Below are 22,208 nucleotides of genomic sequence, written 5' to 3' on the forward strand. Positions count from 1 at the left end.
ACAAAACTTTACAATCAAAAAGTATTTCAAAACTTACAATTTGATTAATTTTATAAAAAATAGCAAATGATGAAAAATTTAATTTTAGCTCTCGGCTTACTTTTTTTTACAGCTTGTCAAGGGCAAATACAAAAGAATAAAAATATGGAAACAGCCGAAAAAAATAAGGTCATGAAAACACAAAACATCTATCAGTTTAAAGTGAAAGATATTGAAGGAAACGAATTCGATTTCGCCACTTTAAAAGGAAAGAAAATTATGGTGGTGAATACGGCTTCCGAATGCGGATTAACCCCTCAATACGAACAATTGCAAAAAATATATTCGGAGTTTAAAGATAAAAACTTTGTAATCATTGGTTTTCCAGCCAATAACTTTGGGGAACAGGAACCGGGAAATAACAAAGAAATAAAAGCATTCTGTACTAAAAATTACGGCGTGACTTTTCCAATGATGGAAAAAATATCCGTGAAAGGAGATGACATGCATCCGTTATATCATTTCCTTACCGAAAAAGCCAAAAACGGTTTGGAAGACAGCCATGTGGAATGGAACTTCCAGAAATATCTGATTAACGAGAAAGGCGAATTGGAAAATGTTATCAGTCCCAGAGTCTTACCAAATGACAAGGAAATTACCGACTGGATAAAAGGATAGAAGCAGTATTCAGCGTTCAGTGAACAGTAAATGTTGTTCCGTTAATCTATAAAAGTAAATCGGAATGAAAAATCCCAAAATTGAGTTTTCAGTTTTGGGATTTTTTTATTGAATTTTGTGTTTGATTCGGTTGATGAAGTACTGCTAACTCCTGCCATCAGATCACTCCAATAGCAATTGCACGAATACAGAATCCAACCATTTTCCAAATTTAAAACCGGTTTCCTTGAGGTGTCCGCCCACTTTAAACCCCATTCGTTCGTGGAACGAAATACTGCCTCTGTTTTCCGAATCGATAACACCAATCATCGTGTGGAGTTTATTTAATTTCGCCAATTCAATCAACTCTTTCAGCAACGTGGAACCAATCCCGTTTCCCGTATAATCTTTGTGGACGTACACCGAATGTTCCACCGTAAATTTATAGGCTTCCTTGAATCGAAACGGACCGTAAGTTCCGAATCCAACAATAATGCCGTTTTTTTCGGCTACGATAAACGGAAAATTACGCTCTGTTTTTTCATGGAATAATGCGTTTTGTAATGATAATGTCCGCGGTTCATAATCGTAAATAGACGTGGAATGCACGATTTCATGATTGACAATTTCCAAAACGGATGGCATGTCTTCAATGGTTGCCTGACGAATGTTTATGGACATAATGTTGTGTGTTTTGGTTTAAAAATTACTATATTTAAAATCAACGCAAAATTGTAAGTGCTTGATGAAACATAAGGATATACCAAAATTATTAATAATTCTCTACTTTATAAATCTTTTCTTATATAGTTTTTTCTCTTTCATCAATAAAGAAGAAATTACAGAGATTTTTTGGTTTGTACGAATCCCGATTTTATTTATTTTATATTTCATCAGTTCAAAAAAGAGAAAAATCGTGTATCTCAGCGGACTGTTATTATACCAACTCGCTTCGGTTTTCTATTATGTCGGAACTGCGGATGCGTTTTTATATGCCACTGTCTCTTCGATGCTTTTTAAGTTTTGTCTCGTGTTATTGATTCTGGATTTAGTTTCTAAATCCAACTACAAAGCGATATGTGTTGCGTTTATTCCTTTCTTCGTTATCTATCTTTATATCATTGAATTTGTTGTCAATTCTTTGGGCGACAGTTATTACATCTGGATAGTAAATGCATTATTCACTTCGTTTATTGGCGGTGTCGCCATTATCAATTATGTTAACGACCCAAAGGAGAGAAATTATTGGCTGTTAATAAGTTCCATTCTTTTCATAGTTCAGATTGGCGCCTTTTTCATCAATAAGTTTTATATCAAAAACGAAGGCATTTATCAGATGGTAATTCTGGCTTACGGAATTTCGCATTATACGTTCTATAAATTTATGATTTTAAAAGAACAAGAAAAAGAATAATCCTTATTTAATTGATTTTAAACGGATTGTGATTTTAAATCGGGAATAATTTCGAAAAAAACCATAACTTTAAGTATGGATTCTCAAGGAAGAAATACTGTGATTAATGGTTTAAGTGTTTTATACTTTGCTATAATTATACTGTACAGTATTTGTGTTTACTTTGATTATCAGTCGTTTAAATTTGGTTTGGGATTTGTCCGGATTCCTATTCTGATGGTGCTTTATTTTTATGCGTCGAAAGAACGGAACTACATTTACTTTTTGGCGTTACTTTTTTATCAGATAGCGTCTGTTCTTTTTAATGTGAATACGGATATCGCCTTGCTGTGTGCCGTTCTGGCATCGGTTGTGTTTCGTTTTTTAATGGTTGTTTTGGTTTACAAAGCCATTGACGATATAAAATGGCAAAACACCATCATGACTTCACTGCCTTTTTTAATCATTTACCTGTACCTGATTGATTTGGTAAAGGATTCTTTGGGAGATGGCTACATCCCTTGGATTGTCAATGGTTTTCTAACCGCTTTTCTGGGCGGATTGGCCGTTACGAATTATGTTTTTAAAGATGACAGAAAAAGCTTTTGGCTGGTGATAAGTGCCTTGCTTTTTGTAGTACAGATTGGTTTGTTTTTCATGAACAAATTCTACTTGAAGCAACAGATATTCCTGCAACTCATTATCCTGTTTTACGGGATATCCCACTTTACGTTTTATAAATTTATGATCATTAAGGAAGAAGAAGGAAATGAATGATCAATCCGTTACACTTTGTGTCTTTCCAACTTCTTAATATTTGTATCTTTGTGTCTTAGCGATTAAAAAATGATTTACCCAAAAATACCTTTAGCCCAAAGTCTGATTGAAATCTGTAAAGCTAAAGACATTCATACTGTTGTAATTTCACCCGGTTCCAGAAATGCTCCATTAACCATTGGTTTTGTCAGCAATCCGGCGTTTCAGTGTTACAGTATAGCCGACGAACGTTGTGCTGCTTTCTTTGCATTAGGCATCGCGCAACAAACGCAGAAACCAGTGGCGTTGGTTTGTACCTCAGGTTCGGCATTGCTGAATTATTATCCGGCTGTTGCCGAAGCGTTTTACAGTCAGATTCCATTAGTTGTGATTTCGGCAGACCGTCCGAAAAGTAAAATCGATATCGGCGACGGACAAACCATTCGTCAGGAAAACGTATTTGCCAATCATATCCTGTTCAATGCAAACTTACATGAAGATCCTTCGGAAGAAAACGATGTGAAGATCAATGAAGCCATTACAGTTGCGGTAAACCAAAAAGGGCCGGTACACATCAACGTGCCTTTCGAAGAACCATTGTATGAAACCGTCAGCGAACTTTCGGTACAACCTTTAATTGTTACATCTAATCATCAACAAAAAGATCTCCCGAAGCTTGATGTGTTTGTGAAGCAATGGAATTCGGCCAAAAAGAAGCTGATTTTAATCGGAGGAAATTATCCGGATGCGATTGATACCGCTTTAGTGAATCATTTGGCGAATGATCCTTCTGTTGTGGTAATGACCGAAGTAACGTCAAACCTGCACCATCCGAATTTCATAACCAATATCGACACCATAATCACACCATTTACCGACGAAGATTTTAAGGCTTTTCAACCCGAAATCCTGATAACTTTGGGCGGGATGGTGGTTTCCAAACGTGTCAAGGCATTCTTGCGAAAATACAAACCGAACGAACATTGGCATATCGATGCACTTCGTGCTTACAATACTTTCGGTTGCTTGACACACCATTTTGAAGCGACTCCGAATGCGTTTTTCAATACATTTTTGACCGAAACAACTTCAACAGAAAGCGATTATCTGCAAAAGGCATTGGATTTAAAATTGCTTCGAAAAGATAAACATGCCGAATATCTCAAAAGCATACCGTTTTCGGATATGAAAGTTTTCGAAACGATACTTCCGATGCTACCCGTGAACAGTCAGCTGCAAATCAGTAACAGTTCGCCCATTCGTTATGCGCAGTTGTTCGACATTCATCCGAGTATCGAAGTATTCTGTAACCGCGGAACGAGTGGCATCGACGGAAGTACTACAACCGCGATCGGAGCCGCTTTGTCATCGGGTAAACACACCATTATGATTACCGGAGACGTGAGTTTCTTTTACGACAGTAATGCACTTTGGAACAATTACATTCCGAAAAATTTCAAAATCATTCTGATTAACAACAGAGGAGGTGGGATTTTCAGAATTCTTCCCGGACATCAGGAAACCCCGGTTTTCAATACGTTTTTTGAAACGACACATACCTTAACGGCAGAACATCTGGCAAAAATGTATGGTTTTGACTATTTCAGCAGTGAAAATGAATCGGACCTACCATCGGAAATGCAATTGGTTTTAAATTCCGACAAACCTTCGATACTAGAAGTTTTCACTCCTACGGAAGTCAATAATAAAGTGCTGTTGGCGTATTTCAAAAATTTAACATAATAGTAATTTCCGTAAGTACGAAAAAGGCTCTTTTCTACGTTTTAATGTTTTAAATTTGAGAACAGTGATTCCGGTTATAAACATAAAAAACGAAAATTATGAGTAAAAGAGATGAATTGATTGTAAAATATGCCGCCGATTTGAAAGACAAATGCGGTGTAACACCCAACATGGATTTGTTAACGAAAGTAACTATTGGTTGCGGTCCGTCAATTTACAATGCTGATGCGGCAACGGTTTCGGGTACATCCGAGTCAGAGTTGGCAACAGTTAAAAACAATTTCCTGATTAAGAAATTGGGGTTGAAAGACGGTCCGGATTTAGACAAAGGGATTAATACTGTAATAGATAAATACGGCCGTTCCAATAAAAACAAATACCGTGCGGTAGTTTACTATTTATTGACCGTTCATTTTAAAAAAGAGAATAGTTACAAGTAATCTTAAAATAAAAAAGCGTCCAAATCGGGCGCTTTTTGTTTAATTTATGGTTTTGTTTTCCAGTACTTTGCCTTCTTCATCAAAAAGAATCATGCGTATTTTTTCGTCGGGTAAGGTTATCGAAAAAGTGTCGTTCTTTTCCAATAAAAAGCATCGGAACGGAACCTTTTTCGGATAATCGTTCGGTTTTTTAAATTCAGATTCATAATAGAGAGTTAGCTGGATATTCTTATGCTCCGAGTTCTTATAACTGAAAGTTCCTTTTTCGTCTTTGAAATTTAAGTTGTTGATGATGTTATAATCCGTCGATTCGTATTTACGGTCTAAAAAACCATTCTTTAAGAGCGCAACGGACTCGGTTACTTTCCGATACGAGTTCAAATGCGTTTGTGAAAAGGTCAGCGGATCGATTCGGTATTTTTCCTTAAAAATCTGCGCCATCCATTTTTTACCATTCGCATCCGGTTGTTCCGTGATGTGTGAAATTCCTGCCAATACGATTACTTTAGCATTGTTGTCTATCGCAAAAGTGTTGTTGTAAAGATTGTCGGCCTGACCCATTTCCCGGTCTTTGCATTTGTCTTGATTTTCATAAGCCACAAACTGAAAGCCCAACGATTGTGCGGTTCTAATGAGTTCGGCAAAATACTGTTCCCGGGTATAAAAACCGGTTTCCATATCCAGTTTTCCGCCTTTGTTTAAAATGCTGTCTTTTTTTTCGTCCAGTGTTTCCAGAGCGAAATAGCGGAAACCTGATTTTTTCAGTTCCGGTAATAATTTGGTTAACAAAATGCGGTGGTTAGGATAAAAATGATTTTCGTTGAACATGACCAGTTTTTCATTTTTTGCCTTTTCCAGAATTTCCCGTTTCACATTTTCCAATCCGTTTGTCCCTTTTTGTTTGATTACGGAAATAATCGTGTCGTTTGTTTTATTGGGACTCCAGCGTTGAATGAGCTCCTCATAAATGTTATTTTGCCCCAAAAAGGAAGCATAGGTGAGTTGCATTTGCAGTTTGTTCCATTTTTCCTGATTCGTATAAGAAGGGAAGTTATTGAATTCGGTTAAACCTTTCAGAAACTGATGTGACGATTTGTTAGATTCGATTATATCATAAATGGAAGGCAATTTTTTGGCATAATTGTCTCCTAAAACAAGGTTTGACGACAGTACTTTAAAATCTACCGAAGGATTTGATTTGTCCAAGGGAATGCCGATGAAAGTAAATGTATGATTACCGATTAAAGTGTCTTTCTGAAAATGATTTTTATATTTGAAAGCCTTTTTTGAATCCGTCAGGATGTAATATTCATAAATGGGATCAATGTATGTTTTTCCGTAAAGCAAAACATTGTCAAAGGGTACTTTGTTGGTTTTCAAATGGTTTTTTAAAGTCGATTTGGTTTTGATGAAGGTAACATCGCCATAGGATTTATGAGAAAATTTCAGACTGTCGTTGATGACCGAACTGTTTTCGTTAATATAAGTGTTCGATTCAAAATACGGGCTGATTTTATCGGAACAACCATATATTGTAGTCAAAATTATAAGTGTAATCGTTTTTCTCATGAATTAAAAGTACTAATTTTCTGCTAAAACGAAATATTTTAACGATTATTGCCTGTTCAAAACAGATGTTAAAACTACTTCGTATCTTTGCCGTTAATAATACTTTGCAGAAATGATCGAAATAGGAAAATACAATACGCTTACAATATTAAGAGATACCAAGGTTGGTTTGTATCTGGGAAATCCGACGGAAGACCCGGAAGGCATTCACGATGTACTTTTGCCAAACAAATACGTGCCTAACGATTTCGAAATTGGTGATGAAATTACGGTTTTCATTTATCTCGATCACGAAGAGCGTCCTGTAGCTACTACACTAGAGCCGTATATTTTCCTGAATGAATTTGCATTGCTTCGCGTGAACTACATTAACGAGTTCGGAGCGTTTATGAATTGGGGAATGGAGAAGGATTTGTTTGTCCCGTTCAAAGAACAGGCGCGTCCAATGGAGCAGGGAAAACGCTATTTGGTGTACATGTATATGGATGAGAAAACCAATCGTTTGGTGGCATCCAGTAAGTTAAATCAGTTTCTGACTAACGAAGACATTACTGTTGAAGTAGGCGAGGAAGTGGATTTAATCGTTTCACACATTACCGATTTGGGTATCAACGTTATCATCAACGAAAAGCACAAAGGATTACTTTATAAGAATGAGGTTTATGACGATTTGCGTACCGGCGACCGAATTGTAGGGTTCATTAAAAACATCCGTCCCGACGGTAAAATTGATGTTTCCGTTCGTAAATTAGGTTTTGAAAGCATCGAACCGAGTTCTCAGGTTATTTTGGATGAACTGAAAGCCAGCAGAGGTTTTCTTCGTTTGAATGACGATTCGCATCCGGAAGACATCAAAACGGTATTGAAAATGAGTAAAAAAACCTTCAAGAAAGCCATCGGATTGCTGTACAAGCAAAAACTCATCGATATCAAAGACGACGGAATCCATCTGTTGTAAATCAGCTACTTATTGTTAAAATTTATTAAAATAGAATTTCGGTTCGTTTTTATTCATACATTTGTATATACAATAATTGTATAGAAATGGAAAGATCGGATTTTATCAAAACTATATTAGGAGGAGCAGCTATGGCATCGTTATACCCATTTTATAATTGGACAAAAGACTTAAACGAAGAAGATATAAAGCTTCCGGTTTTATTTATCGGACACGGTTCACCCATGAACGGAATTGAGGACAATCAGTTTTCACAAACCTGGCGAAAAATGGGAATGGAAATACAAAAACCTAAAGCCGTTTTGGTAATTTCTGCGCATTGGTTAACCAGAGGAACTCACATCACCGCAATGAACAATCCGAAAACAATTCACGATTTTGGTGGTTTTCCGCAAGAACTGTTTAATGTGCAATATCCAGCCCCCGGAAATCCGGAATTGGCGCAAGCCACAAAACAATTAATCACAACGACGGATGTTGGTTTAGATCACGATTGGGGCTTGGACCACGGTACCTGGACAGTAGTTCGCCACATGTATCCCGATGCGGACATTCCCGTTTTGCAGTTGAGTATTGATTACAGTAAACCCCCGCAATATCATTATGATTTGGCGAAACAATTGGCCGCATTACGTAAAAAAGGGGTGTTGATTATAGGAAGCGGAAACATGGTGCATAATTTAGGTATGGTAGCATGGGACAAGCTGAGCGAACCGGAATACGGTTTCGACTGGGCCAACGAAATGAATACGATTTTTAAGCGTAAAATTTCCGATGGGAATCACAAAGCGTTAATCGATTATGAAACTCTGGACAAAGCCGCCAAATTAGCCATTCCGACACCGGATCATTATTACCCGATGCTTTACAATCTTGCGTTACAGGATGCTAAAGACGATATCAGTTTCTTTAATGATAAAGCGGTAGGCGGTTCTTTAACGATGACTTCAGTGAAAATCGGTTAAATGGAACGCGGATAACACAAATGCAAGCAACGCGGATTTTAGCTGATTTCTCGTATATTTTTGCGAGTTTGCGGTTAAATTATCTGAATATTCGGGTTGATTTTCAATAATTCGGCAATAAAATCTTCTTTGTTTTTCGGAGAAATGTAAATATCATCGAATTTGTTATAGGTTATTGTTAAACCATAACTACCCAATGCAGGTTTTAAAAGCGAAGTTACATACCAGGTTTTTACATTCTGAATTTTATTGATTTTTAAAATATCAATTTGTCCCCGTATCGGTCCGGAGCAATAATGCAATTTGTGTTCTCTGATTTTATAATAGGTATCGACCAATATCCACAAAATTAAGAAAGCAATCAACCCTAAAAATATCCTTATCGGAATTGGCATTTCTTCAATAGTTTCACTTTCAATGATAAAAAAAGAAGCAATGGTTCCGAAAACGACCAGAACCAAAATCATAGTAGAGATATAGTTTATTGTGGAGCGATAGGTTCTCATATTAAGAATTTTACTCTGCACCAATTACAGCATCCTTGAATTTAAACGGATAATCACCAAAATGCGGTGCCAGTTTTTTAGTCTGATAGGTTTTGTGGGTATACTTGTTGGAAAGCGAAATAATGGTTACGTTTTCTTTTCGTAAAGTCACCAAAGAGGAGGTGTTACCATGCCACCAACCGTTGTGGAAGAAATATTTCTGACCGGTTTCAAACTCCATCATTCGAATGCCCAAACCATAATTACGTTGCCCTTTGGTTTCATAACTGTAGCCTTTGAACATTTCCGCTTTCATTTTTTTGCTTAAGAATGCATCGGAATAGGTTGCGGTTTCAAATTTCAGTAAGTCTCTCGGAGTGGAGTAGATGTTCTTATCTCCGTATACTTCATCCAAAAATTCAAACGCCAATCGTAAATAGTTGTTCTTGTAGGACTGACTCACTTCGTCTTTCTTTTCCAGATTGTCGAAAACAAAGGTGTTTTTCATTCCCAATGGTTCAAAAATCATTTCGTTCATTGCCGCGGCATATTTTTTACCGGTAACTTTTTCGATAATCAAAGCCAGTAAGGCATAATTGGTGTTGCAGTAACCAAAACGGGTGCCGGGTTTCGATTCCAATCCGATTGGTTTTGTAGCCAGAAGATCAAGTACGTCCTGATTGGTCAGTGTTTTTTTCTTGTCCCAAACGCCTTTGTCATCGGTGAAATAGGCATAATTGCGTAACCCGCTTCGATGGTTCAATAACATGCGAACCGAGGTTTCCTCATGAGGGAAAGTAGGCAAATAGGTTTTTACGGATTTGTCCAGTTCGATGTCGCCTTCTTCCGCTAATTTCAAAATGCAGACCGCCGTGAGCATTTTACTTACCGAAGCAATGTGAATGGGCTTATCGGCTGTGATTTTATCGTCTTTTTCCTTATAGGCATAACCGCTGTAGTTTTCATAAATGATCTGACCGTTTTTGGCCACCAGAAAACCACCGCTGAAATCTTTCGGATTATAGTGTTTATTGTAAAAGTTTTCCACATAAGCCCTGTTCTCAGAAGTGAATTTTGAACTTAACTTAGGGAAGCTGACTTCGTATTTATCGGCTAAAAGAACAGTGTCGTTTGTGTCGTTTCCGTTTTTTCCGGATTTGTCTTTATTACAGCTTAAAAATAGGAAAAATGAAAGTATGGGGATATATCTTGAAATTCTCATTGTAAATCTTGGTAAAAAGCAAATATAATTAACCAATACTATTTTCAAAATGCCAAACCCAAATAATTTCTGTTAAAATTCATAAAAGCGTACGTTGGAATGCATTGGATAATAAAAAAAAGGCTAACCTTTTGGGTTAGCCTTACTTATTTTTTTAAAAAAAATAAATTCTGACAGTTGCATCAGCTGAAAAATAGCACTGAACACCAACTGCCTTAAAATTTCTTTGTCTTTAAGCAGAGAGTCAAAACTTCATCTCATTAATCCGACATTCACTTCATAACCTATGGTACTTAAATAACTTAAAAGAAATTGACTTATTTTTTTGTCAATGTATCTTTCTCTACTTCCACAGGTGCTACTTCATCAGTCATAATGCTGTCAGTCGCAACAGTATCCACTTGCTCCGTCATAGCTGCCTCGGTTGTTTCTTCAGGTTTTACTTCAGAATTATTTTTACAACTGGCAAAAAATACTACAGACAAAAGAGCGACAAAAATTACAGATTTTTTCAAAGAATAACTTTTTTAATTAATAAATTAGTGAACTAACTTCTTGTGAAAGAAGTAGTTAAATTTACAAAAAATACAATTCAAAACCGAGTTTATTGTAAAACATTTTTGTTAAAATTGCGATTCCCTGTTTTTGGTTTTTTTGTTTGCAAATGATTACTGACAACCGCTCAAATTGTTTTATTTTTACATTTTAAATTTGAAAAACATGAGTACAATCAATTGGCAGACCGTAAAAGAGTTTGAAGATATAACCTATAAAAAATGCGATGGTGTAGCACGAATCGCTTTTAACCGTCCGGATGTGCGCAACGCATTCCGTCCAAAAACCACAAAAGAATTATTGGAAGCGTTTCACGATGCACACGAAGATACTTCCATTGGCGTGGTTTTGCTTTCTGCGGAAGGACCTTCGACTAAAGACGGGATCTGGTCATTCTGCAGTGGTGGTGATCAGAAAGCAAGAGGAAAACAAGGTTACGTAGGCGACGACGGTTACCACCGATTGAATATTTTAGAAGTGCAACGATTAATCCGTTTCATGCCAAAAGCCGTAATTGCGGTGGTGCCGGGATGGGCTGTTGGCGGCGGACACAGTTTGCACGTGGTTTGTGATCTGACCTTGGCCAGTAAAGAACACGCCATTTTCAAACAAACGGATGCTGATGTTACGAGTTTCGACGGCGGATACGGTTCAGCCTATCTGGCGAAAATGGTCGGACAGAAAAAAGCCCGCGAGATTTTCTTTTTAGGAAGAAATTATTCGGCTCAGGATGCTTTTGATATGGGAATGGTGAATGCCGTAATTCCACATGCAGAGCTTGAAGATACGGCTTACCAATGGGCGCAGGAAATCCTGGAGAAATCACCAATTTCCATCAAAATGCTGAAATTCGCGATGAATTTAACCGATGACGGTATGGTGGGACAACAGGTTTTTGCCGGTGAAGCCACACGTTTGGCCTATATGTCGGACGAAGCGATCGAAGGTCGTAATGCGTTCCTGGAAAAAAGAAAACCTAATTTTGAGAAGAAGTATATTCCTTAAATAGCAGAAAGCAGAAAGCAGAAAGCAGAAAGCAGAAAGCAGAAAGCAGAAAAAGGAAACTTTACATACTATCTTGTTTATCTCTTATTTCTTACCCCTTGTAACTAAAAAAATACAACCGTGAATTTCACCAACGAGACCATAAATATAACGGAACTTCCCAAATTTGAGGAGGTTTCGTTTCTTCCGTTGCATCAGGATTACTGGAAAATCATTCTTATTACCAATTTCATCTTTCTTTTGGTCATGGGTGTAGGCTTGGGGTTCTTTTTGTTTTTTTCGGAAGAGTCGCGCGGGTATTGGCATTTCCTTTTGTTAGTAATCGTTGTTCTGATTTCACTTTCTGTAATAGTCGGAAAACTTAGTTTTAAGAAAAGAGGCTATGCTTTTCGTCAGCACGATGTGTTGTATAAAAGCGGTATTATTTCGGAAACCACGACAATCATTCCGTACAACAGAATTCAGCATGTGGCTTTGCATGAAGGGTTTCTTTCGCGAATGTTTGGTTTGGCCTCTGTTGAGATTTTCACTGCAGGCGGTGGCGACAGCGATATTGAAATCCCCGGAATTGAAAAAGAACAGGCGCAAAAGATCAAACAATTACTGATGACAAAACTTTCAACGGAAAGCACTAATCCTTCTTCGGAAAATGATTGAAAAATCCAATTTTAACCAGCCCCAAAGACAATCGTTAATTGGCGTTTTGGTTATGTTTACCGATACCGTACAGAAAATTGCCCGTGCCTTATGGCCGATTCTGGTGGTGTGGATTTTCAAATTCAACGAACTGAACAAACTTCACGTAGTTTTAGGGTTTGTTGGAATCGTATTGCTGGTTGGAATCATTGCCTATCTTCAGTATTGGAATTTTACGTTTTATATCGATGAGGAAAACGACGAATTCATCATCAACAAAGGCATTCTGAATAAATCCAAAATTGCGATTCAACTGCATAAAATCCAACAGGTGAATATCAATCAGTCGTTTGTTCAAAAACTAATCGGCGTACACGCACTCGATGTCGATACCGCCGGAAGTAACAAAAAAGAGGTTTCCATTCGTGCCATTTCACACGATTTGGCCCTTGCTTTAAAAACGAAATTGCTCAGTGAAGCAAAGTCAACTTCGATAACTGACGAAACTTCCGAATCTGTTCCGTCCGAAAATGAAGCGCCTTTTATCGCTATCGGATTTTTAAGCCTGGTTAAAATCGGAATCACTTCCAATTATGTCCGCAGTTTTGGTTTGTTATTGGCTTTTTTCTTTACGATTTATGAAAACGTACAGAACCTGATGCGCAATTCGGATGCCTTGGATTCGGTGGATGAAAAAATCGACACCTACATTAATGAAAATATGGCAATGTATTCGGCGGTGTTGTTTATTAGTGTTATTTTTCTGGTGATAATAATCATCAATCTGGTGCGTACCCTCATCAAGTATTTCGATTTTAAAATTGCAAAACAAAACCGTTCGTTATTACTTTCTTACGGATTACTGAATACCAAAAGCACCATCATCAAACCCGAAAAAGTGCAGATTGTCGCGCTGAGTCAGAACTGGCTGCAAAAGAAAATGGATGTGCTGAATTTCAAAATAAAGCAGGCCTCCGGAAACGAATCGGATAAGGAAACCAAAAAATCAGCGATAGAAATTCCGGGTTGTAATGAAACCGAAAAAGAACAAATCCTGAAATTATTGTTTGCCCAAATTCCCGAAAAAGGGGCCATGCTAAAACCTAATTTTAGAAAACTACTGTTTCCGACACTCTTTCTGATTGTACTTCCTGTTTTCTTTTTGTTGCTTTACGGTTTTTCAGTCAATAACATGATTTTTGATTATATCTTTTTCTTGCCGGCATACCTGATTTTCGTTGGTGTATTGCTGTTTTTCAGTTTCAGGAATTACCGATTGTTCGTGAGCGAAAAGTACATTATCAAGCAAAGTGGTGCGTGGGACATCGATAACGAAATCATAGAACCACATAAGATTCAGGCTATAAAAGTGAGTCAGTTTTTCTGGCACAAACGGGCGAATATCGGCAGTGTTAGCATTTCAACAGCGGGCGGTACTATCTCGTTTCATTTTGGGAATTTCTCCAAGGTTAAGGAACTGGTGAATTTGTGGTTATATCAGGTGGAAACTACTGAAAAAAATTGGATGTGATTTAATGTAATGCGGATAACACAGATGCAAACAACGCAGATTTTACGGATTTCTTTTTTGGAATTTGGAATTTTGTATTTTAACTTATTATAAATGAAAAAATGGATAGAAGCCGCAAGGCTCAGAACGTTACCGCTATCGGTTTCGGGAATAATAGTCGGAAGTGCTTACGCGTATTTTCAGGGTTTTGAAAATTGGGCAATCGTAATTTTTGCACTGCTTACCACTTTAGGATTTCAGGTGCTTTCCAATTTCGCCAACGACTACGGTGATGGGGTAAAAGGTACGGATAACGAACACAGGGTCGGACCGCAACGCGCCATTCAAAGCGGAGCCATTACCGCACCTCAAATGAAAACCGCCATTATCATTACAGCGGTGTTATCGTTGGTTTCTGCTGTAACGCTGATTTACATTTCCTTCGGAAAAGAAAATTTCGGCTATTCGATGCTGTTTTTCGTTTTAGGAGTCGCTTCAATTGTGGCTGCGATAAAATATACCGTTGGTAAAGGTGCTTACGGTTACAGCGGTTTCGGTGATGTTTTCGTGTTTATCTTCTTTGGTTTGGTTAGTGTTTTGGGTTCGAATTTCCTTTTTACAAAACAATTTGATACGGTGCTGGTTTTACCTGCCATCGCCATCGGATTGCTGAGTGTCGCCGTTTTAAACCTGAACAACATGCGCGATATCGAGAACGACCGAAACTCAGGGAAAAACACCATAGTCGTAAAAATGGGTTTGCAAACTGCGAAATACTATCATTACAGCATCGTTATTCTTGCAATATTGGCAATTGTTGTCTTTTCTTTTTTAGCTGAAATAAGCTATTTCGGAGTATTGTTCTTAGCCATTCTAATGTTCCGCCACTTAAAAACGGTTCAGAAAGCCAAAACGTACACCGATTTCGATCCGGAATTAAAAAAAGTAGCCTTGGGTACCTTTGCTTTGGCAATTATTCTTTCGTTAACTTTGACAATCTTCTACTAATCTAAAAAATACGATCCATGAAAATCACATTTTACGGTCATGCCTGCGTCGGAATTGAAGTCAGCGGCAAACACATTTTAGTCGATCCGTTCATTACCGGAAATCCAAACGCTTCCCATATCGATATCAATACTTTAAAAGCGGATTATATTTTGGTTACTCACGCCCATCAGGACCACGTTCTGGATGTCGAAGCCATAGCCAAAAGAACCAATGCCATCGTGGTTTCCAATTATGAAATCGCCATGCATTTCGGGCATAAAGGCTTAAGTTACCACCCAATGAACCACGGCGGAAGCTGGAAATTCGACTTCGGAACCGTAAAATACGTGAACGCCATTCACACCAGTTCTTTTGCTGATGGTAGTTACGGCGGCCAACCGGGCGGATTTGTAATCGAGGGTGAACACAAAAACATTTACATCGCAGGCGATACGGCTTTAACGATGGACATGAAACTTATCCCGATGCGCACCAAACTGGATTTGGCGATTTTACCCATCGGAAACAATTTCACCATGAATGTGGACGACGCCATCATCGCTTCCGATTTTCTGGAATGCGACAAGATTTTGGGCTACCACTACGACACCTTCGGATTTATCGTAATCAACCACGAGGAAGCCATCAAGAAATTCTTCGACAAAGGAAAAGACTTAATGTTACTGGAAATCGGAGCCTCCATAGAATTATAATTTTTTTGGAGCGAAGGGTTCGGTCTTTTTTGCCGGCCATGTTCCCGCTTTCCGCTTCAATCTGTCATTGCGAGCTTGCGAAGCAATCTCACAAAGCCAGGATTTACACTCCAATCGGGGCTAGGGGAGAAACCATTTTCATATCAGTAAAGTTTTGCAATGATTAAAGCTAGTTACCAAAAATACGTACTCAATTTCAAACGGCCTTCGGGAACGTCACGCGGCGTTTTAACCGAAAAAGAAACCTGGTTCATCCTTCTTGAGAAAGACGGCAAAAAAGGAATAGGCGAGTGTGGTATTTTACGAACGCTGAGTATCGATGACCGACCGGATTATGAAGAAAAACTACAATGGGTTTGCCAAAACATCCATTTGGGAAAAGACAAACTCTGGGAAACCATGATGGATTTCCCCTCCATCCAATTCGGAATCGAGCAGGCTTTTTTGTCGCTGGAAAGTGAAAATCCGTTTCTGTTATTTCCTTCTGCGTTTACAAAAAGCGAGAAAAGTATTTTCATAAACGGCTTGGTTTGGATGGGCGATGAGGTGTACATGAAACAACAAATCGACGATAAATTAGCCAACGGATTCAAGTGTATCAAACTCAAAATCGGCGCCATCGATTTCCAAAAAGAACTGGATTTATTACGTTTCATCCGAACCAATTTTGACGCCGAAACCATAGAAATTAGAGTGGATGCCAACGGCGCTTTTGGTTTAAATGAAGCTTTAGGTAAATTAAATCAATTAGCTGGTTTTGAATTACATAGCATAGAACAGCCAATCGCTAAAAACAACACTGACAGGATGGCAGAATTGTGCAGAGAAACGCCTTTTCCAATCGCTTTGGATGAGGAGTTAATCGGCGTGTTTTCCTCAGAAGAAAAAGAAGCATTACTTGAAAAAATCAAACCCCAATACATCATTTTAAAACCAAGTTTGGTTGGTGGCTTCCGTGGTACAAAAGAATGGATTGCCTTGGCTGAGAAATACAACATCGGCTGGTGGATTACTTCGGCTTTGGAGAGTAACATCGGATTAAATGCCATTGCACAATGGACTTTCACGCTTCAAAATCCGATGCCGCAAGGATTAGGAACCGGAGCATTGTACACCAATAATTTCGATTGTCCGCTGGAAGTTAAAAACGGTCAGCTATGGTATGAAAAAGACAAAAAGTGGGATGCTTCAAAACTGAATTTTATATAAAACTACAATTTATGAAAACTGCTTTACGCGGTTTTTTTATTCCTTTTATCGAAAAGACAATCCTTTTTTGAGATTCCTACAAAACATAATCCTAAATTAGACTTCAGTTTTATAATTACGCAATACTACTATTGGTTTAAGATTGCTTAAATACCACATGAAAGCATTTAAACCTCCAAAATAAATTCCCATTTATCGATTTTTAAGAATGGAACGGAAGGTTATGTTCTGTTTGATTTCCTGTTTGCATTCCTCAAGCAATTGAATTATTTGTGCGTTAACTGTAGCCTCCGGTTATGGTTCGATATAGAGTTTATTGTTTAAATAATACCTTCATTACTATGGAAACATCATTACTAAAAAAACGATTTTGGAATAATTTACTATTGATTATTGTGCTGCTAGCGGCCGGCATATCTTATGCTCATGAAATAATTCCTAATAGGAATTCGGTACATCAATCGGATGCAGCAACCGTTGTAACGGATAAGGACGATTACCAGCCGGGCGAATACGTGATTGTTAGCGGCTCAGGTTGGTTACCTGGTGAAACGGTTCAATTGCATTTTGATGAAACGCCTCAGGTTTGTACCAATGATCACGACAGGTTTACCGTAGCCGATGCAAACGGAAATATTTATTATAATCAGTTTTTGATAAACGACCGACATTTGGGAGTTGCTTTTGTTTTAACGGCGACCGGACAATCTTCGGGGTATAATGCCCAAACATTTTTTACAGATGCAACATGGGGATTAGAAGTCAGCACGAATGGGGGTTCTTCGTATTTGATTAATGGTGCGGGACCCACTGTTGCTTTCAACTCGTGTGAAACTAAGCAAATTACTTTTAGAATCACCCAACAAAATAATTCAAACCCTAATCAAAGCTATACTTTTGCTTTACCTGCAGGTTTTTCAATTTCACTTCCTTCATCATTAGCTTTTTTTAATGCGGCAAACAATTCGATAAGTAGATCATGGAACGTTTCTCAATATGCGGCTAATGCCCTTTGCTTAAGTGCAAGTTCCTCTTCCGATGCTTTGGGATCCAATCAAAAGATTGTTTTTACTTGTAACGTGATTTCTGTTGCTAATGTTGTTTCTACAGAAATTATGGGTAGAGCTAGTAATAATGCTACGTGCCTTAATCCAACTGGAAGTAGCGGAGTATTGATGAATACAATTCGACCGAAATTCAGCTCCTCTGCAGATACGATTCCACCAGTATTGACTCCGGGAGCGAATCAGGATGTTGTTTTGGGTTCGGATTGTAAAATAGAAATTCCGGATGTAAAAGGCTCGGCTGTCGATAATTGTTCGGGCGTTAGCATTGTCCAGGTTCCGGCAGCTGGTGAGTTTGTAAGCAGCAGTCATAACGGAAATGTAATTGTAACAGTAACCGCTACAGATGCGGCAGGTCTTACCGATATTGAGGAAGTGACCTTAACCGCGAAAGATGAAACGCCACCGGTATTGACTCCGGGAGCGAATCGGGATGTAACTCTGGGTTCCGATTGTAAAATTTTAATTCCGGATGTAAAAGGCTCGGCTGTCGATAATTGTTCGGGCGTTAGCATTGTCCAGGTTCCGGCAGCAGGAGAATTGGTAAGCAGCAGTCATAATGGAGAAGTAGTTGTAACAGTAACTGCTACCGATGCGGCAGGTCTTACCGATATTGAAGAAGTAACGCTAACCGCGAAAGATGAAACGCCACCGGTATTGACTCCGGGAACAGATCAGGATGTGGTTTTGGGTTCGGATTGTAAAATAGAAATTCCAAACGTATTGGGTTCGGCAACGGATAATTGTTCGGGAGTTAGTATCGTTCAGGTTCCTGCCTCAGGAGAGTTGGTAAGCAGCAGTCACAATGGAAATGTAGTTGTAACGGTAACCGCTACAGATGCGGCAGGTCTTACCGATATTGAAGAAGTAACGCTAACCGCGAAAGATGAAACGCCACCGGTATTGACTCCGGGAACAGATCAGGGTGTTGTTTTGGGTTCGGATTGTAAAATAGAAATTCCGAATGTATTAGGTTCAGCGATAGACAATTGCTCAGGTGTTACCATCGTCCAGGTTCCGGCAGCCGGTGAATTTGTAAGCAGTAGTCACAATGGAGAAGTAGTTGTAACAGTAACCGCTACCGATGCGGCAGGTCTTACCGATATTGAAGAAGTAACGCTAACCGCGAAAGACGAAACACCACCGACAATAAACTGTCCATCAAATATCAGTCAGCCTAACGATACCGGCTTGTGTTCAGCAGTAGTAAATTATGTAGCTCCTGTGGGTAATGATAATTGCTCAGGTCAGTCTACTGTTCAGATTGCGGGCTTAGCTTCAGGGGCTGTTTTCCCTGTGGGGGTTACCACCAATACTTTTGAGGTTACGGATGCGGCAGGAAACAAATCCTCGTGTAGTTTTACGGTAACGGTAAGTGATAATGAAGCGCCACTAGTGCCGGAATTAAGTGATATAACCGAAGAATGTTCCGTTGTGGTTTCTGCACCGGCAACTACCGATAACTGTTCTGAGATTGTAATTGGAACTACAAATGATCCGTTAGAATATAATGAACAGGGAAGTTATGTGATTCATTGGAGTTTTGATGACGGTAACGGAAATATCTCACAAGCGAATCAGAATGTAATCATTGATGATGTAACTCTTCCAACCATTACTTGTCCTTCAGATATTAATTTGACGGCCTGTCAGGATACCGCAACATGGGCTTTACCGGAAATGCAAGATAATTGTTCCGGCGTTTCTTTGGAGCAAATCTCGGGGCCTGAATCTGGTTCACTATTTGAAAATGGAACCACAACCACCATTTCATACAGGGCTACCGATGTTGGTGGAAATACGGCAACGTGTTCCTTTACAGTGGCAAGAGCTGCCGAATTAACCGCAACTTGTGCCACCACAAACAGTCAGCTTTATTTTGGTTATACCGGAGATCAGACTTCAACCATCAACGTCATTCCGGCTGGGGGTGAGGGACCTTATACTGTCTCAATATCAATGAACAGAGCGCTCTTGTGCAATGTGATTACCAATTCCGGGGATGAAAGTTGGATTCCCGGGGCGAATACAAATTCGAACAGTAATATTGGAGTTTCTTGTCCGACATCCGGCACTTCTTCGTTACTTCCGATTTCAACATCTAATGCTTTTGTGAGCGGTGTGTATTCGGTAAATGTGACACTTATGGAGGACGCCACTTTCACAGCAATTGTAACGGATGCAAATGGATGTACCGTCACTTGTACCATCACTGTCATAGCAGAAGACGTTCGCTGTTTTGCGGGAGCAAGCGGCAGAGCTAAAGTAATGCTTTGTCATAAAACGGGCAACACTAAAAATCCATGTGTAAATATCTGCGTAGACGAAAATGCTGTCGCAGAGCATTTGGCACACGGGGACTTTTTGGGCAGATGTACGACTGATTGCACTCCACCACAATCTAATGTTAAACCCGAAGTTGAAAATGCGGATTTGTTTCACGTAATCGCCTATCCAAATCCAAGCAGCAATCAGTTTACTTTTGAAATCGAGAGTAAAAGCAGTGATACTATCAATATCAGTGTATTCGATATTGCCGGCAGATTGGTGAAAGTAATAGAAAATCATCAAGATACTACCGTAACATTCGGAGAGGAACTTCCGAGAGGGGTTTATCTTGCGGTAATAGAACAGGGTAGCAACCGAAAAACAATCAGAATAATCAAGGAGTAATTGATAAAAGGAAACAAAAAACTCCGGAGTCAGCTCCGGAGTTTTTTATGCAATAATCTGAAAGTGTGACTTAAAAATAGGTCAGAAACAGTAAACTATTTTTTGATTTCAACCGCCGCACCTTCTTTAGTTGCGTTGACTTCTACTTTTTTCTCCCCGTCTTTACTCGAGATATTCACACCATCACCACTTACACTGATAGAGGTGCCGTCCTTTGGAACCGAATCCGTAACTTCTACTGTTGTTGTACTCTCGGTAGCCGGTTGCGAATTTTCAGCCGGAGTAATTATTTTTGTGGTTGTTTTTTCTTCACTTTTTCTACACGAGAGTAAAACAGTAAATGAAAGTATTCCGAAAACTAAAATTAATTTTTTCATAATGATTGTGTTTAAATTATAAAAGCATTTTAAAAATAAGTGAAAAATGTATAAACTGATTTCTGCTCCACGAAGGATTCTTTATTCTTCAAAAACCACGGATTCAGCTGTGGCACCCAAGTCGAGTAAATTACTGGTAACGGTTTTTACAAAATCACTCGGACCGCATACGTAAAAATGCTGACTGAAATCCACGATGTTTTCAATCAGGAAATTGCGGTCAATCCGTTTTCCGGCAAACCCAACAACATTTTCCCGTGTGTATACATTTATGAAATTGTTCTTCAGCATTCTGTGTAACTCTTCACCCATAATCACATCTTCCGAAGTCTTGTTGACATAAATGAGTCGGTTGCCATACAATTGGTTATTCTTATACAGTTCCCTAAAAATGGCAATAAACGGAGTGATTCCCGAACCGGCGGCAATGAAAACCCCAGGACCTTTATAATTGATTGTCCCGAAAACGTCATGAAGGATTAATTCATCACCGGCATTAATACGTCCTAATTCGTTGGTCACTCCTTTACGGTCCTTGTAAATCTTAATCATGAATTCAAGATAATTCGATTCTTTGGGATTCGTAAAAGTGAAAGGGCGCAATTGATTTTTCCAATCGGGATGATTTATTGCCACTTCTGTTGCCTGCCCGGGAACAAAATTGTATCCTTCTGGTTTTTCCACTACAAACGATTTAACATCATGTGTGATAAACCGTGATTTTAATACCTTAACGATATGACTATTTTCCATAAATGTAATTTTTTAGCTTCTGATATTTCCCCGGAAGGAGCGTTTTTCAGATAGGGTTATTAAAGTTACTGAAAAAAAAATCAATTCGAAATTTTAATCGTAATCAGCCTTTTGAGATCATCATAATCAGCCTTGTCTTTTACGTCGATTCTTATGCCACGTCCTTCTGCGTAAACTTTCGCAGCTTTAAGTTCGCTTTTGATGTCTTCGGAGATTTCACTTTTTAAAATTTCATCCGTTGCTTTTTGTCCGAAGTTAAATGCGGCTTTAAAAAAACCATCGCGTGGCAAAAGATAAATCAGCACTCTCTTTTTGTCGCTGATACGGAAACTCCAACCGTATTTATCGCCCGAAAAGTGCCAGGATTCGATATAGTTAGGGTAAGATTCCTTCGTAAATTCGGCTAAGGCTTCCCAAATGATAAAAGTTGTACCAAGAGCCTGCTGAAGGTCCTTTTCAGATGGTTCTGTCGCTTTGTCTGTAAAAATGCTTTTCACTTTTTTAACTAACTTGATGTGAGTAAATTTAAGCTTTAATTTTAGAATATCGTATTTCT

At 38.7% G+C, this 22,208-nt stretch carries 22 protein-coding genes; 14 read left to right on the forward strand and 8 right to left on the reverse strand.

Going from position 1 to position 22,208, the window contains the following annotated elements:
* The first annotated feature begins 66 nt into the window (after positions 1–66).
* The gene (locus tag BLQ05_RS03760; RefSeq protein WP_035654475.1) at positions 67–657 is read left to right on the forward strand and encodes a glutathione peroxidase; all 591 of its coding nucleotides are present in this window, start codon (positions 67–69) and stop codon (positions 655–657) included.
* 162 nt (positions 658–819) lie between these two features.
* Here the strand turns inward: BLQ05_RS03760 and BLQ05_RS03765 are convergent, their stop codons facing one another.
* Positions 820–1,317, reverse strand: a complete 498-nt coding sequence (locus BLQ05_RS03765) for a GNAT family N-acetyltransferase (protein ID WP_023576370.1) — start codon at positions 1,315–1,317, stop codon at positions 820–822.
* Between the two features lie 64 nt (positions 1,318–1,381).
* On the opposite strand from BLQ05_RS03765, the gene BLQ05_RS03770 reads away from it, so the two are divergent.
* The 4 genes from BLQ05_RS03770 to BLQ05_RS03785 all read left to right on the forward strand — a co-directional run bounded on the left by BLQ05_RS03770 (position 1,382) and on the right by BLQ05_RS03785 (position 4,968).
* Entirely contained in the window at positions 1,382–2,050 is a 669-nt protein-coding gene (locus BLQ05_RS03770) for a hypothetical protein (protein WP_035654477.1), read from the forward strand.
* 75 nt (positions 2,051–2,125) lie between these two features.
* Complete coding sequence (locus BLQ05_RS03775; RefSeq protein ID WP_035654478.1) at positions 2,126–2,806, forward strand: hypothetical protein; 681 nt, start codon at positions 2,126–2,128, stop codon at positions 2,804–2,806.
* A gap of 69 nt (positions 2,807–2,875) precedes the next feature.
* Positions 2,876–4,528, forward strand: coding sequence for a 2-succinyl-5-enolpyruvyl-6-hydroxy-3-cyclohexene-1-carboxylic-acid synthase (menD, locus tag BLQ05_RS03780; protein WP_023576373.1), 1,653 nt, complete (start codon positions 2,876–2,878; stop codon positions 4,526–4,528).
* Positions 4,529–4,626: 98 nt separating this feature from the next.
* Positions 4,627–4,968: a DUF2853 family protein gene (locus BLQ05_RS03785; protein WP_023576374.1), complete on the forward strand. Its 342-nt coding sequence runs from the start codon at positions 4,627–4,629 to the stop codon at positions 4,966–4,968.
* A gap of 39 nt (positions 4,969–5,007) precedes the next feature.
* On the opposite strand, the gene BLQ05_RS03790 is transcribed toward BLQ05_RS03785, so the two are convergent.
* Positions 5,008–6,510 (reverse strand): hypothetical protein, encoded by a 1,503-nt coding sequence (locus tag BLQ05_RS03790; protein WP_143000907.1) that lies wholly within the window; start codon positions 6,508–6,510, stop codon positions 5,008–5,010.
* Between the two features lie 139 nt (positions 6,511–6,649).
* Between BLQ05_RS03790 and BLQ05_RS03795 the strand changes: the two genes are divergently transcribed.
* Positions 6,650–7,495, forward strand: a complete 846-nt coding sequence (locus BLQ05_RS03795; protein ID WP_023576376.1) for a CvfB family protein — start codon at positions 6,650–6,652, stop codon at positions 7,493–7,495.
* Between the two features lie 131 nt (positions 7,496–7,626).
* Positions 7,627–8,460, forward strand: a complete 834-nt coding sequence (gene ygiD, locus BLQ05_RS03800) for a 4,5-DOPA-extradiol-dioxygenase (RefSeq protein WP_081711848.1) — start codon at positions 7,627–7,629, stop codon at positions 8,458–8,460.
* Between the two features lie 74 nt (positions 8,461–8,534).
* Here the strand turns inward: ygiD and BLQ05_RS03805 are convergent, their stop codons facing one another.
* From BLQ05_RS03805 to BLQ05_RS03815, 3 genes are all read right to left on the reverse strand, one after another.
* Entirely contained in the window at positions 8,535–8,966 is a 432-nt protein-coding gene (locus BLQ05_RS03805) for a PH domain-containing protein (RefSeq protein WP_035654479.1), read from the reverse strand.
* Between the two features lie 10 nt (positions 8,967–8,976).
* Entirely contained in the window at positions 8,977–10,167 is a 1,191-nt protein-coding gene (locus BLQ05_RS03810) for a serine hydrolase domain-containing protein (RefSeq protein WP_035654480.1), read from the reverse strand.
* A gap of 317 nt (positions 10,168–10,484) precedes the next feature.
* A complete protein-coding gene (locus tag BLQ05_RS03815) occupies positions 10,485–10,682 on the reverse strand; it encodes a hypothetical protein (RefSeq protein ID WP_023576380.1) in 198 nt (65 codons plus the stop codon).
* A gap of 205 nt (positions 10,683–10,887) precedes the next feature.
* Between BLQ05_RS03815 and BLQ05_RS03820 the strand changes: the two genes are divergently transcribed.
* The 7 genes from BLQ05_RS03820 to BLQ05_RS03850 all read left to right on the forward strand — a co-directional run bounded on the left by BLQ05_RS03820 (position 10,888) and on the right by BLQ05_RS03850 (position 20,522).
* On the forward strand, positions 10,888–11,727 hold the full coding sequence (locus BLQ05_RS03820; RefSeq protein WP_023576381.1) for a 1,4-dihydroxy-2-naphthoyl-CoA synthase: 840 nt from the start codon (positions 10,888–10,890) through the stop codon (positions 11,725–11,727).
* Between the two features lie 120 nt (positions 11,728–11,847).
* Entirely contained in the window at positions 11,848–12,384 is a 537-nt protein-coding gene (locus tag BLQ05_RS03825; protein WP_023576382.1) for a PH domain-containing protein, read from the forward strand.
* A complete protein-coding gene (locus BLQ05_RS03830) occupies positions 12,377–13,894 on the forward strand; it encodes a PH domain-containing protein (RefSeq protein ID WP_051365746.1) in 1,518 nt (505 codons plus the stop codon). Before BLQ05_RS03825 ends, BLQ05_RS03830 begins: the two co-directional genes overlap by 8 nt.
* 93 nt (positions 13,895–13,987) lie before the next feature.
* Positions 13,988–14,881, forward strand: a complete 894-nt coding sequence (menA, locus tag BLQ05_RS03835) for a 1,4-dihydroxy-2-naphthoate octaprenyltransferase (RefSeq protein ID WP_023576384.1) — start codon at positions 13,988–13,990, stop codon at positions 14,879–14,881.
* Positions 14,882–14,898: 17 nt separating this feature from the next.
* Positions 14,899–15,576: a metal-dependent hydrolase gene (locus tag BLQ05_RS03840; protein WP_023576385.1), complete on the forward strand. Its 678-nt coding sequence runs from the start codon at positions 14,899–14,901 to the stop codon at positions 15,574–15,576.
* A 162-nt stretch (positions 15,577–15,738) separates the two neighbouring features.
* The gene (locus BLQ05_RS03845; protein ID WP_035654501.1) at positions 15,739–16,785 is read left to right on the forward strand and encodes an o-succinylbenzoate synthase; all 1,047 of its coding nucleotides are present in this window, start codon (positions 15,739–15,741) and stop codon (positions 16,783–16,785) included.
* A 341-nt stretch (positions 16,786–17,126) separates the two neighbouring features.
* Positions 17,127–20,522 carry an HYR domain-containing protein gene (locus BLQ05_RS03850; RefSeq protein ID WP_074460088.1) on the forward strand — a complete coding sequence of 1,132 codons (3,396 nt, stop codon included), beginning with the start codon at positions 17,127–17,129 and terminating at the stop codon, positions 20,520–20,522.
* A 95-nt stretch (positions 20,523–20,617) separates the two neighbouring features.
* Here the strand turns inward: BLQ05_RS03850 and BLQ05_RS03855 are convergent, their stop codons facing one another.
* From BLQ05_RS03855 to BLQ05_RS03865, 3 genes are all read right to left on the reverse strand, one after another.
* A complete protein-coding gene (locus tag BLQ05_RS03855) occupies positions 20,618–20,899 on the reverse strand; it encodes a hypothetical protein (RefSeq protein WP_023576388.1) in 282 nt (93 codons plus the stop codon).
* An 81-nt stretch (positions 20,900–20,980) separates the two neighbouring features.
* A complete protein-coding gene (locus BLQ05_RS03860; protein WP_023576389.1) occupies positions 20,981–21,652 on the reverse strand; it encodes an FAD-binding oxidoreductase in 672 nt (223 codons plus the stop codon).
* Positions 21,653–21,732: 80 nt separating this feature from the next.
* Positions 21,733–22,149, reverse strand: coding sequence for a DUF3788 family protein (locus BLQ05_RS03865; protein WP_162147781.1), 417 nt, complete (start codon positions 22,147–22,149; stop codon positions 21,733–21,735).
* Positions 22,150–22,208: the final 59 nt, after the last annotated feature.

The organism is Flavobacterium saliperosum, assembly GCF_900100625.1.
Lineage (GTDB): Bacteria > Bacteroidota > Bacteroidia > Flavobacteriales > Flavobacteriaceae > Flavobacterium > Flavobacterium saliperosum.

Bases quoted from the DNA above. Each gene is read 5' to 3' on its own strand.
- BLQ05_RS03760 (WP_035654475.1), top strand. From the start codon at position 67: ATGATGAAAAATTTAATTTTAGCTCTCGGCTTACTTTTTTTTACAGCT.
- BLQ05_RS03765 (WP_023576370.1), bottom strand. From the start codon at position 1,317: ATGTCCATAAACATTCGTCAGGCAACCATTGAAGACATGCCATCCGTT.
- BLQ05_RS03770 (WP_035654477.1), top strand. From the start codon at position 1,382: ATGAAACATAAGGATATACCAAAATTATTAATAATTCTCTACTTTATA.
- BLQ05_RS03775 (WP_035654478.1), top strand. From the start codon at position 2,126: ATGGATTCTCAAGGAAGAAATACTGTGATTAATGGTTTAAGTGTTTTA.
- menD (WP_023576373.1), top strand. From the start codon at position 2,876: ATGATTTACCCAAAAATACCTTTAGCCCAAAGTCTGATTGAAATCTGT.
- BLQ05_RS03785 (WP_023576374.1), top strand. From the start codon at position 4,627: ATGAGTAAAAGAGATGAATTGATTGTAAAATATGCCGCCGATTTGAAA.
- BLQ05_RS03795 (WP_023576376.1), top strand. From the start codon at position 6,650: ATGATCGAAATAGGAAAATACAATACGCTTACAATATTAAGAGATACC.
- ygiD (WP_081711848.1), top strand. From the start codon at position 7,627: ATGGCATCGTTATACCCATTTTATAATTGGACAAAAGACTTAAACGAA.
- BLQ05_RS03805 (WP_035654479.1), bottom strand. From the start codon at position 8,966: ATGAGAACCTATCGCTCCACAATAAACTATATCTCTACTATGATTTTG.
- BLQ05_RS03810 (WP_035654480.1), bottom strand. From the start codon at position 10,167: ATGAGAATTTCAAGATATATCCCCATACTTTCATTTTTCCTATTTTTA.
- BLQ05_RS03820 (WP_023576381.1), top strand. From the start codon at position 10,888: ATGAGTACAATCAATTGGCAGACCGTAAAAGAGTTTGAAGATATAACC.
- BLQ05_RS03830 (WP_051365746.1), top strand. From the start codon at position 12,377: ATGATTGAAAAATCCAATTTTAACCAGCCCCAAAGACAATCGTTAATT.
- menA (WP_023576384.1), top strand. From the start codon at position 13,988: ATGAAAAAATGGATAGAAGCCGCAAGGCTCAGAACGTTACCGCTATCG.
- BLQ05_RS03840 (WP_023576385.1), top strand. From the start codon at position 14,899: ATGAAAATCACATTTTACGGTCATGCCTGCGTCGGAATTGAAGTCAGC.
- BLQ05_RS03850 (WP_074460088.1), top strand. From the start codon at position 17,127: ATGGAAACATCATTACTAAAAAAACGATTTTGGAATAATTTACTATTG.
- BLQ05_RS03855 (WP_023576388.1), bottom strand. From the start codon at position 20,899: ATGAAAAAATTAATTTTAGTTTTCGGAATACTTTCATTTACTGTTTTA.
- BLQ05_RS03860 (WP_023576389.1), bottom strand. From the start codon at position 21,652: ATGGAAAATAGTCATATCGTTAAGGTATTAAAATCACGGTTTATCACA.